This window comes from Terrirhizobium terrae (assembly GCF_030323265.1).
Classification (GTDB): domain Bacteria; phylum Pseudomonadota; class Alphaproteobacteria; order Rhizobiales; family Rhizobiaceae; genus Neorhizobium.
Genome location: NZ_CP104992.1, coordinates 3,685,866 through 3,700,410 on the forward strand (window position 1 = coordinate 3,685,866; position 14,545 = coordinate 3,700,410).

General features: G+C 60.6%; 15 protein-coding genes and 3 pseudogenes. 16 read left to right on the forward strand and 2 right to left on the reverse strand.

The genetic code is table 11. The features are described from left to right. Positions 1–43 precede the first annotated feature (43 nt). From N7E02_RS26235 to N7E02_RS26260, 5 genes and pseudogenes are all read left to right on the forward strand, one after another. Positions 44–1,131 (forward strand): annotated as a pseudogene (locus tag N7E02_RS26235) (branched-chain amino acid ABC transporter substrate-binding protein). A 57-nt stretch (positions 1,132–1,188) separates the two neighbouring features. Continuing rightward, positions 1,189–1,863: a ribulose-phosphate 3-epimerase gene (rpe, locus tag N7E02_RS26245; protein ID WP_286580667.1), complete on the forward strand. Its 675-nt coding sequence runs from the start codon at positions 1,189–1,191 to the stop codon at positions 1,861–1,863. A 156-nt stretch (positions 1,864–2,019) separates the two neighbouring features. Next, positions 2,020–3,326, forward strand: a pseudogene (gene purB, locus N7E02_RS26250) (adenylosuccinate lyase). 31 nt (positions 3,327–3,357) lie between these two features. Then, entirely contained in the window at positions 3,358–3,912 is a 555-nt protein-coding gene (locus N7E02_RS26255; RefSeq protein WP_286580668.1) for an RBBP9/YdeN family alpha/beta hydrolase, read from the forward strand. 191 nt (positions 3,913–4,103) lie between these two features. Then, entirely contained in the window at positions 4,104–5,807 is a 1,704-nt protein-coding gene (locus N7E02_RS26260) for a sensor domain-containing protein (RefSeq protein ID WP_286580669.1), read from the forward strand. Between the two features lie 24 nt (positions 5,808–5,831). Here N7E02_RS26260 and N7E02_RS26265 read toward each other — a convergent pair whose 3' ends face one another. Continuing rightward, entirely contained in the window at positions 5,832–6,146 is a 315-nt protein-coding gene (locus tag N7E02_RS26265; RefSeq protein WP_286580670.1) for a DUF1476 domain-containing protein, read from the reverse strand. A 418-nt stretch (positions 6,147–6,564) separates the two neighbouring features. On the opposite strand from N7E02_RS26265, the gene purC reads away from it, so the two are divergent. The 6 genes from purC to N7E02_RS26295 all read left to right on the forward strand — a co-directional run bounded on the left by purC (position 6,565) and on the right by N7E02_RS26295 (position 9,155). Continuing rightward, positions 6,565–7,329 carry a phosphoribosylaminoimidazolesuccinocarboxamide synthase gene (gene purC, locus N7E02_RS26270; protein ID WP_286580673.1) on the forward strand — a complete coding sequence of 255 codons (765 nt, stop codon included), beginning with the start codon at positions 6,565–6,567 and terminating at the stop codon, positions 7,327–7,329. A 15-nt stretch (positions 7,330–7,344) separates the two neighbouring features. Next, complete coding sequence (gene purS, locus N7E02_RS26275; RefSeq protein ID WP_093000310.1) at positions 7,345–7,587, forward strand: phosphoribosylformylglycinamidine synthase subunit PurS; 243 nt, start codon at positions 7,345–7,347, stop codon at positions 7,585–7,587. Between the two features lie 17 nt (positions 7,588–7,604). Continuing rightward, positions 7,605–7,811: a hypothetical protein gene (locus N7E02_RS26280; protein WP_093000311.1), complete on the forward strand. Its 207-nt coding sequence runs from the start codon at positions 7,605–7,607 to the stop codon at positions 7,809–7,811. Further along, positions 7,804–8,061 carry a hypothetical protein gene (locus N7E02_RS26285; RefSeq protein ID WP_286580677.1) on the forward strand — a complete coding sequence of 86 codons (258 nt, stop codon included), beginning with the start codon at positions 7,804–7,806 and terminating at the stop codon, positions 8,059–8,061. The genes N7E02_RS26280 and N7E02_RS26285 overlap by 8 nt, the downstream gene beginning before the upstream one ends. Beyond that, positions 8,058–8,735 carry a phosphoribosylformylglycinamidine synthase subunit PurQ gene (purQ, locus tag N7E02_RS26290; RefSeq protein WP_286580679.1) on the forward strand — a complete coding sequence of 226 codons (678 nt, stop codon included), beginning with the start codon at positions 8,058–8,060 and terminating at the stop codon, positions 8,733–8,735. Before N7E02_RS26285 ends, purQ begins: the two co-directional genes overlap by 4 nt. A gap of 141 nt (positions 8,736–8,876) precedes the next feature. Further along, complete coding sequence (locus N7E02_RS26295) at positions 8,877–9,155, forward strand: hypothetical protein (protein WP_286580681.1); 279 nt, start codon at positions 8,877–8,879, stop codon at positions 9,153–9,155. A gap of 75 nt (positions 9,156–9,230) precedes the next feature. Here N7E02_RS26295 and N7E02_RS26300 read toward each other — a convergent pair whose 3' ends face one another. Then, positions 9,231–9,512 carry a DUF1127 domain-containing protein gene (locus N7E02_RS26300; protein WP_286580684.1) on the reverse strand — a complete coding sequence of 94 codons (282 nt, stop codon included), beginning with the start codon at positions 9,510–9,512 and terminating at the stop codon, positions 9,231–9,233. A gap of 83 nt (positions 9,513–9,595) precedes the next feature. On the opposite strand from N7E02_RS26300, the gene N7E02_RS26305 reads away from it, so the two are divergent. The 5 genes and pseudogenes from N7E02_RS26305 (at position 9,596) to grxD (ending at position 14,484) form a co-directional block, all read left to right on the forward strand. Then, the gene (locus N7E02_RS26305) at positions 9,596–11,014 is read left to right on the forward strand and encodes an aminotransferase-like domain-containing protein (protein WP_286580687.1); all 1,419 of its coding nucleotides are present in this window, start codon (positions 9,596–9,598) and stop codon (positions 11,012–11,014) included. A 141-nt stretch (positions 11,015–11,155) separates the two neighbouring features. Further along, on the forward strand, positions 11,156–13,363 hold the full coding sequence (gene purL / locus N7E02_RS26310) for a phosphoribosylformylglycinamidine synthase subunit PurL (protein ID WP_286580688.1): 2,208 nt from the start codon (positions 11,156–11,158) through the stop codon (positions 13,361–13,363). 155 nt (positions 13,364–13,518) lie between these two features. Then, positions 13,519–13,754: pseudogene (locus N7E02_RS26315) on the forward strand (BolA/IbaG family iron-sulfur metabolism protein). 4 nt (positions 13,755–13,758) lie between these two features. Beyond that, a complete protein-coding gene (locus N7E02_RS26320; RefSeq protein WP_286580693.1) occupies positions 13,759–14,007 on the forward strand; it encodes a hypothetical protein in 249 nt (82 codons plus the stop codon). Between the two features lie 141 nt (positions 14,008–14,148). Further along, positions 14,149–14,484 carry a Grx4 family monothiol glutaredoxin gene (gene grxD / locus N7E02_RS26325; RefSeq protein WP_286580694.1) on the forward strand — a complete coding sequence of 112 codons (336 nt, stop codon included), beginning with the start codon at positions 14,149–14,151 and terminating at the stop codon, positions 14,482–14,484. Positions 14,485–14,545 lie beyond the last annotated feature (61 nt).

Sequence of the window (14,545 nt, forward strand, 5' to 3'; positions counted from 1 at the left end):
GCCTTGTTCGTTAAAGGTGCGACGGATGAAAGCAGGGACCGGCATGCCTCCACAGCATACGAAACTCATCGCCTCGTTCGCGCTCGCCGCAGGGTTGGTCGGGCTGGCCAATGCAGCATCGGCGGCAACGATAGGCGTCGTGGCGCCAAAGTCCGGTCCCTATGCGCTGCTGGGTCAGCAGGTCTTCGAGGGCGCCCGCGCTGCTGCAGAGAATAACGGCGACACGCTTGTCGAAGTGGACGAACCTTGCAACGAACCGGGCGGAGAGGCTGCGGCTAAAGCGCTCATTGACGGCGAGGTCGATGTCGCCGTCGGCTTTCTCTGTGTAGAGACGCTGACCACCGCCATGCCTGCGCTAACGGTGCACGATATCCCCGCAATCACCATCTCGGTACGCTCACCCATTCTCATGGAAGATGCGTTACGCAACAACTGGCCGTTCTTCCGCATGGCGCCTGCCGAAGCCGCCGAGGCCGAGCAGGTCGCAGCAGCCATCGCGGCACGCTGGAAGGCGGATCCGATCGCGCTGATCGACGACGGAACGATCTACGGACGCGAACTCGTCAATGCAGTACAACAGAAGTTAGCGCCAATCGGCATCACCCCGGTCTTCACCGACACGCTGCGACCCGGCCAGGAGCAGCAGATCGCGCTGGTAAGGAGACTGCAGAAGGCCGGCGCCACGCATGTCCTGATCGGCGCCGATCGCAATGACGTTTCGATCATTATGCGCGATGCAGTGGCCGAAGGCGTTCCCTGACCGTTCTGGGCGGCGATGTGATGCGCGGGCCCAACCGGCCCGTTCCGCTGCGGGAAGGAGCCCTTGCGGTAACGCTCCCGACCTACCAGTCGCTGCCGGAAGCCGCCGAGGCGAGCGCCGCACTCAGGCAGCGCGGCGGCGAACCCGATGGTAATGCTCTGCCCGCCTATGCCGCGGTACAAGTCGCCCATGAGGCCACCGAACAGGCGAGCGGCGACAGAAAGATCACCGACATATTGCTGGAAATCCGCTTTCATACGGTGATCGGCGATCTGGGCTTTCAACGGAACCACGAACTCGCTGACAATCCCTATCGCCTGCTCGAGTGGCGCGGCGCTGATTTCACCCTGCCCTCGCCCGAAACCGAATGACGATTGCGGCCGGCCACAGGCAATGCTAGTCGGCGGATGACACAGGAGAACCGAAATATGACGCTGCCGCTTCGCATCGCCCCATCTATTCTGGCCTCGAATTTCTCAAAACTCGGCCAGGAGGTAAAGGATGTCGTCGATGCGGGCGCAGACTGGGTGCATCTCGATGTCATGGACGGCCATTTCGTGCCCAACATTTCCTTCGGCCCCGACGTGATCAAGTCGCTGCGACCCTACACCGACGCCTTCTTCGACTGCCACCTGATGATCGCTCCGGCCGATCCCTATCTTGAAGCCTTCGCCAAGGCCGGCTGCGACGGCATCACCGTCCATGCCGAGGCAGGCGTGCATCTGCATCGCTCGCTCCAGACCATCCGTTCGCTCGGCAAGAAAGTCGGCGTGACGCTCAACCCGGCAACGCCTGTTTCCGTTCTGGAAAACGTGCTGGACGACGTCGACCTCATTCTGGTCATGAGCGTCAACCCCGGCTTCGGTGGCCAGAGCTTCATTCCGGCCTGCCTCGACAAGATCAGCAGGATCAAGTCACTGATCGGTGACCGCCCAATCGAGTTGGAAGTCGATGGGGGCATCACGCCTGCCACGATCGGCGATGCACGTCGCGCCGGCGCCAACGTTTTCGTTGCCGGATCGGCCATCTACAAGGGCGGTGAGAAGTCGGCTTACGAGGCAAATATTGCCGCACTAGTTTCAGCGGCCGGCGGACGCGACTAAAGCCCCCGGCAGTCAACGCGAGCGGGCGGAACTTACGCATGCGCCGTGCCTCACTAACAGCCTTATGCACCTTCGATTTCCTAAAAGATTGAGCTTCGCCGTTCTTCTTGATAGAGCGGCGGCAATTACCGTTTTTGTCTAGCAAGCGAGCTGCCCATGATCCCCCGCTACTCCCGACCGGAAATGGTCGCCATCTGGTCGCCGGAAACCAAGTTCCGCATCTGGTTCGAAATCGAGGCGCATGCCTGCGACGCACTGGCTGCAATCGGCGTCATCCCGAAGTCGGCAGCGGAGACGATCTGGGAAAAGGGCGGCAATGCCGTTTTCGACGTCGCCCGCATCGATGAGATCGAAGCGGTCACCAAGCATGACGTCATCGCCTTCCTGACCCACCTTGCCGAGTTCGTCGGCCCCGACAGCCGCTTCATCCACCAGGGCATGACCTCCTCCGACGTTTTGGACACGACGCTGAATGTCCAGCTCGTCCGCGCCACCGATATCCTGCTCGCCGGGGTCGACCGCGTGCTCGCTGCTCTGAAGACCCGCGCCTTCGAGCACAAGAACACCGTCCGCATCGGCCGCAGCCACGGCATCCATGCCGAACCGACCACGATGGGCCTGACCTTCGCCCGCTTCTACGCCGAGATGGACCGCAACAAGACCCGTCTTCTGGAAGCTCGCGAGGAAATCGCCACCTGCGCCATCTCCGGCGCCGTCGGCACTTTGCCAATATCGACCCGCGCGTCGAAGAGCATGTCGCGGCGGCCCTCGGCCTCAAGGCCGAGCCGGTATCGACGCAGGTCATCCCGCGCGACCGTCACGCCATGTATTTCGCCACGCTTGGCGTCATCGCCTCGTCGATCGAAAACGTCGCGATTGAAATCCGGCACATGCAGCGCACCGAGGTTCTGGAAGCGGAGGAATTCTTCTCGCCGGGCCAGAAGGGCTCGTCTGCCATGCCGCACAAGCGCAATCCGGTTCTGACCGAAAACCTCACCGGCCTTGCCCGTCTCGTGCGCATGTCGGTTGTCCCGGCGATGGAAAACGTTGCTCTCTGGCACGAGCGCGATATCAGCCATTCCAGCGTCGAGCGCGCCATCGGCCCGGACACGACCGTAACCCTCGACTTCGCGCTGAACCGCCTTGCCGGCGTCATCGAGAAGCTGGTGATCTATCCCGAAAACATGTTGAAGAACATGAACAAGTTCAAGGGACTGGTCATGAGCCAACGCGTGCTTCTGGCGCTTACCCAGGCTGGCGTCTCCCGCGAGGATTCCTACCGTCTCGTCCAGCGCAACGCGATGAAGGTCTGGGAACAGGGCAAGGACTTCCTCGAAGAGCTCCTGGCGGACGAAGAAGTCCGCGCAGCACTTTCCGAAGAAGAGATCCGCGAGAAGTTCGACCTCGGCTATCACACCAAGCATGTCGATACGATCTTCACCCGCGTGTTTGGCGAAGCTTGATATCGACGGCAGTCAGGTCCATCTAGGCCGCATGAAAGCATCAGAAGCCGATATCCTCATCGTCCCCGGTTACACCAATTCCGGCCCGACCCACTGGCAGACCCGTTGGGAGCAGAAGCTCGCAACGGCCCGCCGGGTGGAGCAGGCCGAGTGGTCGAAGCCAGTGAAGGAAGACTGGGTCGACAAGCTTGTGGAGGAAGTGAATGCCTCCACAAGGCCTGTCGTGCTCGTTGCCCACTCGCTTGGCGTGGCGACGGTCATTCATGCCATCCCCCGCTTCGAGAAGAAGGTCGCGGGCGCCTTCTTCGTCGCCCCTCCGGAGGTCGACAATCCGAGCATCCGGCCTAAGCACCTGATGACATTCGGGCCCTATCCACGCGATCCGCTGCCCTTCCCGTCTTTGACTGTGGCCAGCCGCAATGATCCATTCGGCTCCTACGAGCATGCCGACGACATCACGGCAGCCTGGGGATCGTTGCTGATCGATGCCGGAGAATCCGGCCACATCAATGCCGAATCCGGCCATGGCCCCTGGCCTGAAGGCACCATGGTCTTCGCGCAGTTCCTGGGGCGGCTCAAGGGCTGAATCTGATGGCTCGCGATGTGCAAGACGCACGGGCTTCCGCAACCTGTCGTCGGCATATTCATTTGCAGGGACAATTTTAAGGTTGGCTTAATTCGCCATTTCTAAGATACGCCAATGCTTCGAGCACAGGCGATCCGATGTCATCTCTATCGAATACCCAAGACAGTGTGCCAGCCTCATCCGATATCGGATTGCTTGTCGCCGTTTTCGAAGCGGTTCCCTTCCCGACGGTATTGATCGACAGGGACGGTCGACTGCTGCATCTCAACAGGGCATTCGAGGCGAACTGGAGCAAGACGCGTCCTGATTTCCTTGCGGACCTTCTCCACCCCAACGATGGTCCGGCTCTCCATGCACTCATCGCCAATTGGCAGGGCGGTTCGACTGCCGCCATCGAGTTGCGCCTGCCCCGACCGGATGGCACGCTTCGCTGGGCCACTGTGACGCTCGCCGCTCCGTCTACGATGCATGGCGAAGCTGTACTCATAGCAGCGTCCTTTGCCGACATCACGGCCCTCAAGCAACAGATTTCCGAACTCTCCGCTCTTGAAAGCCGGTGGAACAACGCCTTGGTGAGTTCCGTCACCGGAGTATGGGACCACAACTGGGCGACCGGGCAGAAATATTACTCTCCGACATGGCGACGTATCCGCGGCATGACACTGGACGATCCCCTGCCCGCCAGCACCGCCGCCTGGCTCGACCTTCTCCACCCCGACGACCGTGATCGCGTCTTGCACAGTATCGAACGCCAGAATGCAGGCGATCCGGATTATGCGGTCTTCGACTATCGTGAGCGACACAAGGATGGCCACTGGATCTGGATAGAATGCCGCGGCAATTGCGTCGCTTGGGACGAGAACGGCAAGCCTACCCACATTGTCGGCACCGATACGGACATTACCGCCCGCAAGCTTGCAGAAGAGGCCGCCGCCCGCATGTCCCGGCGGCTGGACATGGCGCTCGAGATCTCCGGCGTCGGCGTATACGAATGCGACCTGACCACCGGTATCGTCGACTGGGACGAGCGAATGTTTCGCATCTACGGCCTCTCCCGTCGCGAGGATGTCAGGGTCGGCGGGCTCTGGGAGACCTTGCTGCATCCGGACGATGCCGAACGCGTACTGGCCAAGGTCGACGAGCATGTCCGTGATGGCTCTCGTTTCTCCGATCAGTACCGCGTGCTGCTTCGCGACGGCTCCGAACATATCATTCGTGCCCGAACGATGTCGTTTGTCGACAATAACGGCCACGACATGACTGTCGGTGCCAACTGGGATGTCACCGAAGACGTCCGCCTGCATCGCGATCTTGAGCGGGCAAAAATCCTGGCCGAGGCGCGCAATATCGAACTTGAGGCCGCCAAGGAGCGGATCGAGCATAGCGCCATGCACGACTATCTGACCGAGCTGCCGAATCGGCGCTATCTGGACGAGGTGCTCGATCGAATGAGCGCCGAATGCCACCGTAGCGGCGATGGCATCGCTGTCCTCCACATCGACCTCGACCGTTTCAAGCACATCAACGACAGCCTTGGCCACGGCGCCGGAGACGCCATGCTTCGCCATACGGCCGAAGTGCTGCGCTCGTCGGTCCGCCGGCAGGATTTTGTGGCCAGGATCGGCGGAGACGAATTCGTGGTTGTTATGCCGATCGACAACTCGGAAGCATCACTTCCCGCATCCGCAACACGCATCATCGGGCGCCTTGGCAGGCCAGTGGCCTATGAGGGGCAACTTTGTCGCGTCGGGGCGAGCATCGGCGTTGCGAGCGACTATGGCCGCGACATCGACGTACGCCAGCTCCTGAGAAACTCCGACATTGCGCTCTATCAGGCCAAGCGTCAGGGCCGTAACCGCTGCGTCTTCTTCTCGCCACAGGCAAAAGCCGGCTGAGTGTTCGGCCTATTCGTCGCCTGCCTATTCGTTTTCGACCTGACGCGCGGCCTCGCCCAGCAGGTCGACCATCCTGGTGCGGATATCGGTGTCTGCTATATCAACACCTGCCTGGGCAAAATCGTCTCTGAGCTTGCGGAAGACATCGTCGTCCCCGGCCTCGACAAAATCCGCTATGACGATATCACGCGCATACGCATCGGCATCGGCTTTGCCAAGCAGCCCCGCAGCCCATAGTCCGACCAGTCTGTTACGGCGTGCCAGCGCCTTGAACTTAAGCTCCTCATCATGGGCGAACATGTTCTCGAACGCCTTTTCACGATCACTCATGCCACTCATTGTAAGGTCCTCCCTGAATTCCGGCGAAAGCCATAACGTCCGAAGCCACCAATCGCTCCCTTTGATGCCCGCAGACGTCGACGACATAGATTGGAGACCGACAAATTGCGGTCGCATTTCAATGGCTAAACCACCAGACTGAGTGGCGCGGCCGGCACGCAGGTCTTTCTGATCCCCGCTACGGGAGCGTATGGTTGATCATTCCCGGGCGATAACTGTCGTGGAAAATCAAAAACCGTCGAACACCACCCTGCAAACCAATGTAGTTTGTAGGGGCTGATTCTATGTCCGACCAATATCCGGCAATTTGCCTGCTCCGAGACGCCCGCATTGTGAAAACGAATCTTTTCGGATATGGGACCGCCTCAAACACGATCCACAGCGGCCCCGCTGCCGCCCACAACGAGACAAGAACATCATGAACCGTCGCCGCCGTATCTACGAGGGCAAGGCCAAGATCCTATATGAGGGTCCGGAGCCGGGCACGCTGATCCAGTTTTTCAAGGACGACGCGACCGCCTTCAACAAGAAGAAGCATGACGTCATCGACGGCAAGGGCGTGCTGAACAACCGCATTTCCGAATATCTCTTCACGCACCTGAACAAGATCGGCATTCCGACGCATTTCATCCGCCGGATGAACATGCGCGAGCAGCTGATCAAGGAAGTGGAGATGATCCCGCTTGAGATCGTCGTGCGCAATGTCGCCGCCGGCTCGCTGTCGGAACGTCTCGGCATCGAGGAAGGCACGGTTCTGCCGCGCTCGATCATCGAATTCTACTACAAGTCCGACCAACTCGCCGACCCGATGGTTTCCGAAGAGCACATCACGGCCTTCGGCTGGGCCAACCCGGCCGAGCTTGATGACGTCATGGCGCTGGCAATCCGCGTCAACGACTTCCTGTCCGGTCTATTCCTTGGCGTTGGCATCCAGCTCGTCGACTTCAAGATCGAATGCGGCCGCCTCTACGAAGGCGACATGATGCGCATTATTCTGGCCGACGAAATCTCGCCAGACAGCTGCCGCCTGTGGGACATCGAGACGAAAGAGAAGATGGACAAGGACCGCTTCCGCCGTGATCTTGGCGGCCTTGTCGAGGCCTATGCAGAAGTCGCCCGCCGTCTGGGCATCATCAATGAAAACGAGCCGATCCGCGGTACGGGTCCGGTTCTGGTCAAGTAATCAGGGGTAATTGAAGTGATCAAGGCACGCGTGACCGTTACGCTCAAGAACGGCGTTCTCGACCCGCAGGGAAAGGCCATCGAAGGCGCTCTCGGCAGCCTCGGCTTCGACGGCGTTCACCAGGCCCGCCAGGGCAAGGTCTTCGACCTCGAACTCGACACAGCCGACAAGGCGAAGGCCGAAACCGACCTCAAGGCCATGTGCGAAAAGCTTCTGGCAAACACGGTCATCGAGAACTACACTATCGCAATCGACTAAAGGTTGCGGAGCGTGTGATGTCCGAAGTCACAAAGGAAATGCTCTACGAAGAAATGCTCAAGCTTGACGCGCGCAGTCAGCGCACGCTGGAAGCCCTGGAAGAACTTGTCTTGTTCATGAAAGAGACAAACCGGGAGCTAGCGGAAGGTCGAGCCAAAACCGAAGCACTGAAGAAGAAGCTCTTTGGTGATCGATTTGGGGCAAGTGGAGCGGTCCTTGACTGACATTTCACACGAATTCCTTACTGAACTGCTCAGGCGGCTTCACCAACGCGCGGACAAATCGGATGTGGCCATCCGGAACTTGCGTGACGAGATAAATGCAATGCGCCTGAATATGCAGGCGCAGCAAAGCGACATAAGCAATCTCTACAATGTGGTGCATCAGTTGGATGCACGCATGGAGAGGATCGAAAACCGCCTGGAACTGCGCGAGTTTCAGGAAGCCCAAGCAAGGTTTGGACCAAAGCCATGAAGTCAGCCGTCGTCCAGCTCCCAGGCCTCAACCGCGATCGCGACATGATCGCCGCCCTCACCAAGATTTCCGGCAAGGCGCCGATCACCGTCTGGCAGACGGAAACGAGCATTCCCGATGACGTCGATCTGATCGTCATTCCGGGCGGCTTCTCCTACGGCGACTACCTGCGCTGCGGCGCGATCGCTGCCCGCATGCCGGTCATGCAGGCGATCAAGGAAAAAGCTGAAAAGGGCGTCAAGGTTCTCGGCGTTTGCAACGGCTTCCAGATCCTCGTCGAGGCGGGCCTGCTGCCGGGTGCGCTGATGATGAACGCCTCGCTGAAGTTCGTCTGCAAGGAAGTAAAGCTCGAAGTCGTTAATGCCGAGACCGACTTCACCCGCGCCTATGAAAAGGGCCAGGTCATCCGCTGCCCGGTCGCCCATCACGAGGGCAACTATTTCGTTGACGCCGACACGCTGAAGAGCATGAACGACAACGGCCAGGTCGTCTTCCGCTATGCCGAAGGCACCAATCCGAACGGCGCGATCGAAGACATTGCCGGCGTCGTCAATGCTCGCGGCAACGTGCTCGGCATGATGCCGCATCCGGAAAACCTCATCGAGGCAGCCCATGGCGGCAACGATGGCCGTGGCATCTTCGCCTCCGCCCTCGATGTCATCGCTGCTGCCTGATAGCCCCCTCAAGAGAACCGGGAACGCCATGCGGACTTCACGCCGTCTTTCGACTGCCCTCTCCTCGTCGTTCTCGGCTCCGCATTGGCGGCATGCCAGTCAAAGCCTGTCGTCCAGTCGAGCCCATCGGCTCTGGACATCATGGAAAAGGTGGCTGTCGCCGCCAACCGCTGCTGGTTCAAGTCAGGTGACGCCGCCTTCAAATCCTATGCCTTTGCACCGGAACTGACCTCCTTCTCCGGACGCCCGCGCATCCTCCTGACCCGCAAGGGCTCGGCCGATATCCGACCTCTTCTCGTGGTCCAGGCGGAAGGCAAGCCGGCCCAGCTCAGCGCCTTCGGGCCACTGATGAACGAGCCCGTCGCGGGTCGCATCAATGGCGATGTCAAGCGCTGGGCGGCAGGCAACTCAAGCTGCTAAAGAACAGCCCATCCGGCGGTTGGGAATGCCGAATGGGCTGTGCTGACCTGCTTTATCGGGCAGGAACTCTGAATACTATCCGAGAAGCAGCGACTTGGCCGCTTCCTTCCGTGCGTCGACGCGGCTGACGCCTATATCCCGCAATTGCTCCAAACTCATCTCGAGCAGAGCCTGCCGACCCTTGCGGCGCGCGAACCAATTCCCCACCCTGTCGAACAATCCGACAAGCCCGCCGTGGCGCACAGGCATTGCGGCTGGAGCCATCAGATCGCCGGTCACGACAAATCCAGCTTCGCGCTGATAGGCGTCGGGATAGATTGTATCGATTGTCACCATATACTGATCGAGCTTGCGCATGTCACACCTTCCTGAGCGCGTTGCATCTGGTGCAATGTAGATAGATTGACTCAATAACGAGTACAATGTACTTAATTGTCACTATGACAACTTGGCTTCCCGATATTCGCGAGGGCTCCGGCCCGCTCTACATCCGTCTCGCCGACCAGATGGAAAAGGCGATATCCGACGGCCAATTGCCGGCTGGAGGCAAGCTGCCACCACAGAGAAATCTCGCCTATGACATTGGGGTGACAATCGGCACAATCAGTCGAACCTATTCGCTCCTTCACGAGCGCGGCCTCGTCAGCGGCGAGGTCGGACGCGGGACCTATGTTCTCGAACATGACGACTCCGCGCCTCAGGAACATCAGGATTCGGTGACCGCGAGCCTCGCCGGCACCCGCCCGCTCAACACGCCGGACGGCAAGATCCGCTTCGATAGCACCGCAGCCCCGGATGTCGGACAGAGCGAGACCATATCCGCTCTCCTGCAGGACATCATGCGTGACCATCCGCTGGAGGTTGCGGGCTATACCCGCAGTTTTCCCGATCGCTGGCAGCAGGCCGGCGTGCGTTGGCTGACTTATGGCGACTGGGCTCCTCAAGCGGACGCGGTCGTGCCGACACTCGGCGCTCATGCCGGCATCATGTCCATTATCACCGTTCTGACCAATCCTGGCGACCGCATCGTCTTCGAGCACATGACCTATTCCCAGGTCAGCCGCGCCGCCGGGCTCGTCGGCCGCCGCATCTCGCTCGTCGCCTCCGATGAATACGGCGTGCTGCCGGATGATTTCGAGCGCGCCTGCGTACAGCAGCATCCGAAGATCGCCTTCTTCATGTCGTCGGCGCAGAACCCGACACTTGCCACCATGCCGGAAGATCGGCGCCGGGCGATCGCCGAGATTGCCCGCAAGCACAATATCTGGCTGATCGAGGACAATCTCTATGGCGCGATGGACAAGAAGGATATCCCGCTGATCGCAGCACTCGCTCCCGAGCGAACCTTCGTCGTCGATGGGCTTTCCAAGGCCGTGTCGGCCGGCGTTCGGGGTGGCTGGGTCGCCTGCCCTCCCCATTTCGCCCAGCGTGTCCGCATCGCCCACAAGATGATCACCGGCGGCCTGCCATTCCTCCTGGCCGAACTGTGTTCTCGGCTCGTGTTGAACGGATCCGCCGAGGAAATCTGGGAACGCTGCAGGCTGGAGATCAACGCCCGTGAAGCGATTGCCCGCGACGTTCTCTCCGGCTACGATTTCAATTCCAGTCCCGACATTCCCTTCCTCTGGCTGAAGCTTCCGGAACCCTGGCTTTCCGCCACATTCAAGAACGCAGTTTATGCGGAAGGCGTCTTGCTCGATGACGAAGACGAGTTCAGGGCTGGTCGATCCGACCGGATCACCCATCGCGTTCGCCTCGGCTTCTCGCAGCCTCGTTCACGGCAGGAGGTCGCTGACGGACTGAATACCGTGCGGAGCCTTCTGGACAGCGGCTCGGCCGGTTACGACAGCGTCGGCTAGAAGGGCCGGGCCGGTTCCTGCGCCCTGCCGCGCGCTATCCCCGACCATTCCCCACTGCGGCTGATTTTCCTGTCGCACTCGTGGAGCAGTTAGGCTAAAGAGGCCCAAAAGCCCCGACCGGCAGCCATCCCAGGATAAAAGATGACGATCTCCAATTCCCGCCAGATCACCCCGGAACTCATCGCCTCCCACGGCCTCAAGCCCGACGAATACCAGCGCATCCTGGACCTGATCGGCCGCGAACCGAGCTTTACCGAACTCGGCATTTTTTCCGCCATGTGGAACGAGCACTGCTCCTACAAGTCGTCGAAGAAGTGGCTGCGCACGCTGCCGACCAAGGGCCGTCGCGTCATCCAGGGACCGGGTGAAAACGCCGGCGTCGTCGATATCGATGATGGAGACGTCGTGGTCTTCAAGATGGAGAGCCACAACCACCCGTCTTATATTGAGCCCTATCAGGGTGCGGCAACCGGCGTCGGCGGCATCCTGCGCGACGTCTTCACCATGGGCGCCCGCCCGATCGCTGCCATGAACGCGCTGCGTTTCGGCGCGCCGGATCATGCCAAGACCAAGCACCTCGTCTCCGGCGTCGTTGCCGGCGTCGGCGGCTACGGCAACTCCTTCGGCGTTCCGACTGTCGGCGGCGAGGTCGAGTTCGACCCGCGCTATAACGGCAACATCCTCGTCAACGCCTTTGCAGCCGGCCTTGCCAAGTCTGATGGCATCTTCCTCTCGGAAGCCAAGGGCGTCGGCCTTCCCGTCGTGTATCTCGGCGCAAAGACCGGCCGCGACGGCGTCGGTGGCGCGACGATGGCATCGGCCGAATTCGACGAGTCGATCGAAGAGAAGCGCCCGACCGTTCAGGTCGGTGACCCCTTCACCGAAAAATGCCTGCTCGAAGCCTGCCTCGAACTGATGAAGACCGGTGCGGTCATCGCCATTCAGGACATGGGCGCCGCTGGCCTCACCTGCTCGGCGGTCGAAATGGGCGCCAAGGGCGACCTCGGCATCGAACTCTATCTCGATCAGGTTCCGGTCCGCGAAGAGCGCATGACCGCTTACGAAATGATGCTCTCGGAAAGCCAGGAGCGTATGCTCATGGTTCTCGAGCCCTCCAAGGAAGAAGTCGCCAAGGCGATCTTCGTCAAGTGGGGCCTCGACTTCGCCATCGTCGGCAAGACGACCGACGACCTGCGCTTCCGCGTCATTCACCAGGACGAGGAAGTCGCCGACCTGCCGATCAAGGATCTCGGCGACCAGGCGCCCGAATACGACCGTCCGTGGATCCAGCATAACGGCCGCGAGCCCCTGCCCGCATCCCAGGTCGCAGAACCCTCGGATTACAACACCGCGCTCTTGAAGCTCGTCGGTTCCCCGAACCAGTCCAGCCGCCGCTGGGTCTGGGAGCAATATGACACGCTGATCCAGGGCAACTCGCTGCAGATGCCCGGCGGCGACGCCGGCGTCGTGCGCGTCGAAGGCCATGTGTCGAAGGCGCTCGCATTCTCCTCCGACGTTACCCCGCGTTACGTCGAGGCCGATCCGTATGAGGGCGGCAAGCAGGCGGTTGCCGAATGCTGGCGCAACATCGTCGCGACCGGCGCTGAACCACTGGCCGCGACCGACAACCTCAACTTCGGCAACCCCGAAAAGCCGGAAATCATGGGCCAGCTCGTCGGCGCCATCAAGGGCATCGGCGAAGCCTGCACGGCACTCGACTTCCCGATCGTTTCCGGCAACGTCTCGCTCTACAACGAGACCAACGGCATCGCCATTCTGCCGACCCCGACCATCGCGGGCGTCGGCCTGCTCGGGGATTGGCAGAAGATGGCCCGCATCGGCTCGGCCAAGGATGGCGACGTGTTGATCATGATCGGCACCGACGGCAGCCACCTCGGCTCTTCCGTTTACCTCCGTGACATCCTCGACACGATCGACGGCCCGGCGCCGATGGTCGATCTCGTCGCCGAACGCCGCAATGGCGAATTCGTCCGCGCCGTCATCCGCAATGCACAGGTCACAGCCTGCCATGACATTTCGTCCGGCGGTCTCGGCGTGGCGCTTGCCGAAATGGCGATGGCTTCCGGCAAGGGCCTGAATGTCAGCCTCGCAGACCAGCAGGGTCCGGCGCATGCGCTTCTTTTCGGTGAAGACCAGGCTCGTTACGTCATCGCCGTTCCGGCCGATCTCGCGGGCTTCGTCAGCGCCAGCGCCGAAAGCGCCGGTGTGCCGTTCCGCACGCTCGGCAAGGTCAGCGGCGACCGCCTCGTCGTCGAAGGCGTCATTAACGTGGCCGTTTCTGAACTGACGGCAGCGCACGAGGAATGGTTCCCGGCCTTCATGGCCTGATCCGCGCCCCTCAAGCGGAACTCGAAACAAATACAATGCCGGCGAGTACCACTTGCCGGCATTGTCGCTTTGACCGCGCCGCTCGTTTGGGGCAGTGTTCTTTCAAACGACTGGTCTGGAACGATTCCAGGTCTTGAGGAAAAGGACACAACAAAATGCCGATGCGACCCGGGAAATCGAAGACATGATCAAGGCCGGTATTCCCGGCGCCAAGGTGACCATCCGCGATCTCGCCGGGGACGGTGATCATTACGCCGCCGAAGTCGTTGCAGAAGCATTCCGCGGCAAGACCCGTGTACAGCAGCACCAGATGGTCTACGAGGCGCTGAAGGGCAATATGGGCGGCGTCCTGCATGCACTCGCTCTCCAGACCTCCGCCCCGACGGATTGATGCCATGAGCGATCTCGTCAGGCAGATTGTCACCGGCGTGGTCGAAAGTGTCGTCAAGGAACTTCTCGGCAAGTCCCACGGCAAAACGGCCAGCAAGCGCAGAAAACGTCAGGCACGCACGACGGAAGGCCGTTCTGCGACGACCGGCCGCTTCGTCAAGAAAACGACGCGCACGCGCGCCGCAAAACCGGCAAAGAAACAGGTTAGCAAGCGACGGTCGACAGCAAGCCGCAGCAAGCAGCGCAGCCGTTGAGTTGGCCGCGTTGCGATTTTCGGCATAGCGGAAAACAGCCTTCGCTTTTGCCGCAATAGCGCTGGAATTAGTAAGTTTCCCTTGCTATCTAGAACAGGACAAGCGCAGCGGTCCTTGAAACCGCATGTGAAAGGATAGGATATGAGCGGTATTCACGATTTAATCGACAACGAAGTGAAGACGAACGACGTCGTTCTTTTCATGAAGGGCACCCCGCAGTTCCCGCAGTGTGGTTTCTCCGGCCAGGTGGTCCAGATCCTGGATTACCTCGGCGTGGATTATAAGGGCGTCAACGTCCTGGCCGACGCGGAAATTCGTCAGGGCATCAAGGATTATTCCAACTGGCCGACCATCCCGCAGCTTTACGTCAAGGGCGAGTTCCTTGGCGGCTGCGACATCGTCCGCGAAATGTTCCAGTCGGGTGAGCTTCAGGGTCACCTCGAAGGCCAGGGAGTGAGTGTGCGCGGCGCGGCCTGATCGCCACCGTCCACCTCATCGCCGCCAAGTTTGAAGGCGCCGCCCCCGCGGCGCCTTTCCC

Excerpts from the sequence above, each read along its gene's own strand:
- N7E02_RS26320 (WP_286580693.1), top strand. The coding sequence starts at position 13,759 with ATGAGCGATCTCGTCAGGCAGATTGTCACCGGCGTGGTCGAAAGTGTC.
- rpe (WP_286580667.1), top strand. The coding sequence starts at position 1,189 with ATGACGCTGCCGCTTCGCATCGCCCCATCTATTCTGGCCTCGAATTTC.
- N7E02_RS26265 (WP_286580670.1), bottom strand. The coding sequence starts at position 6,146 with ATGAGTGGCATGAGTGATCGTGAAAAGGCGTTCGAGAACATGTTCGCC.
- purL (WP_286580688.1), top strand. The coding sequence starts at position 11,156 with ATGACGATCTCCAATTCCCGCCAGATCACCCCGGAACTCATCGCCTCC.
- N7E02_RS26305 (WP_286580687.1), top strand. The coding sequence starts at position 9,596 with ATGACAACTTGGCTTCCCGATATTCGCGAGGGCTCCGGCCCGCTCTAC.
- purQ (WP_286580679.1), top strand. The coding sequence starts at position 8,058 with ATGAAGTCAGCCGTCGTCCAGCTCCCAGGCCTCAACCGCGATCGCGAC.
- purC (WP_286580673.1), top strand. The coding sequence starts at position 6,565 with ATGAACCGTCGCCGCCGTATCTACGAGGGCAAGGCCAAGATCCTATAT.
- N7E02_RS26255 (WP_286580668.1), top strand. The coding sequence starts at position 3,358 with ATGAAAGCATCAGAAGCCGATATCCTCATCGTCCCCGGTTACACCAAT.
- grxD (WP_286580694.1), top strand. The coding sequence starts at position 14,149 with ATGAGCGGTATTCACGATTTAATCGACAACGAAGTGAAGACGAACGAC.
- N7E02_RS26300 (WP_286580684.1), bottom strand. The coding sequence starts at position 9,512 with ATGCGCAAGCTCGATCAGTATATGGTGACAATCGATACAATCTATCCC.
- N7E02_RS26295 (WP_286580681.1), top strand. The coding sequence starts at position 8,877 with ATGGAAAAGGTGGCTGTCGCCGCCAACCGCTGCTGGTTCAAGTCAGGT.
- N7E02_RS26280 (WP_093000311.1), top strand. The coding sequence starts at position 7,605 with ATGTCCGAAGTCACAAAGGAAATGCTCTACGAAGAAATGCTCAAGCTT.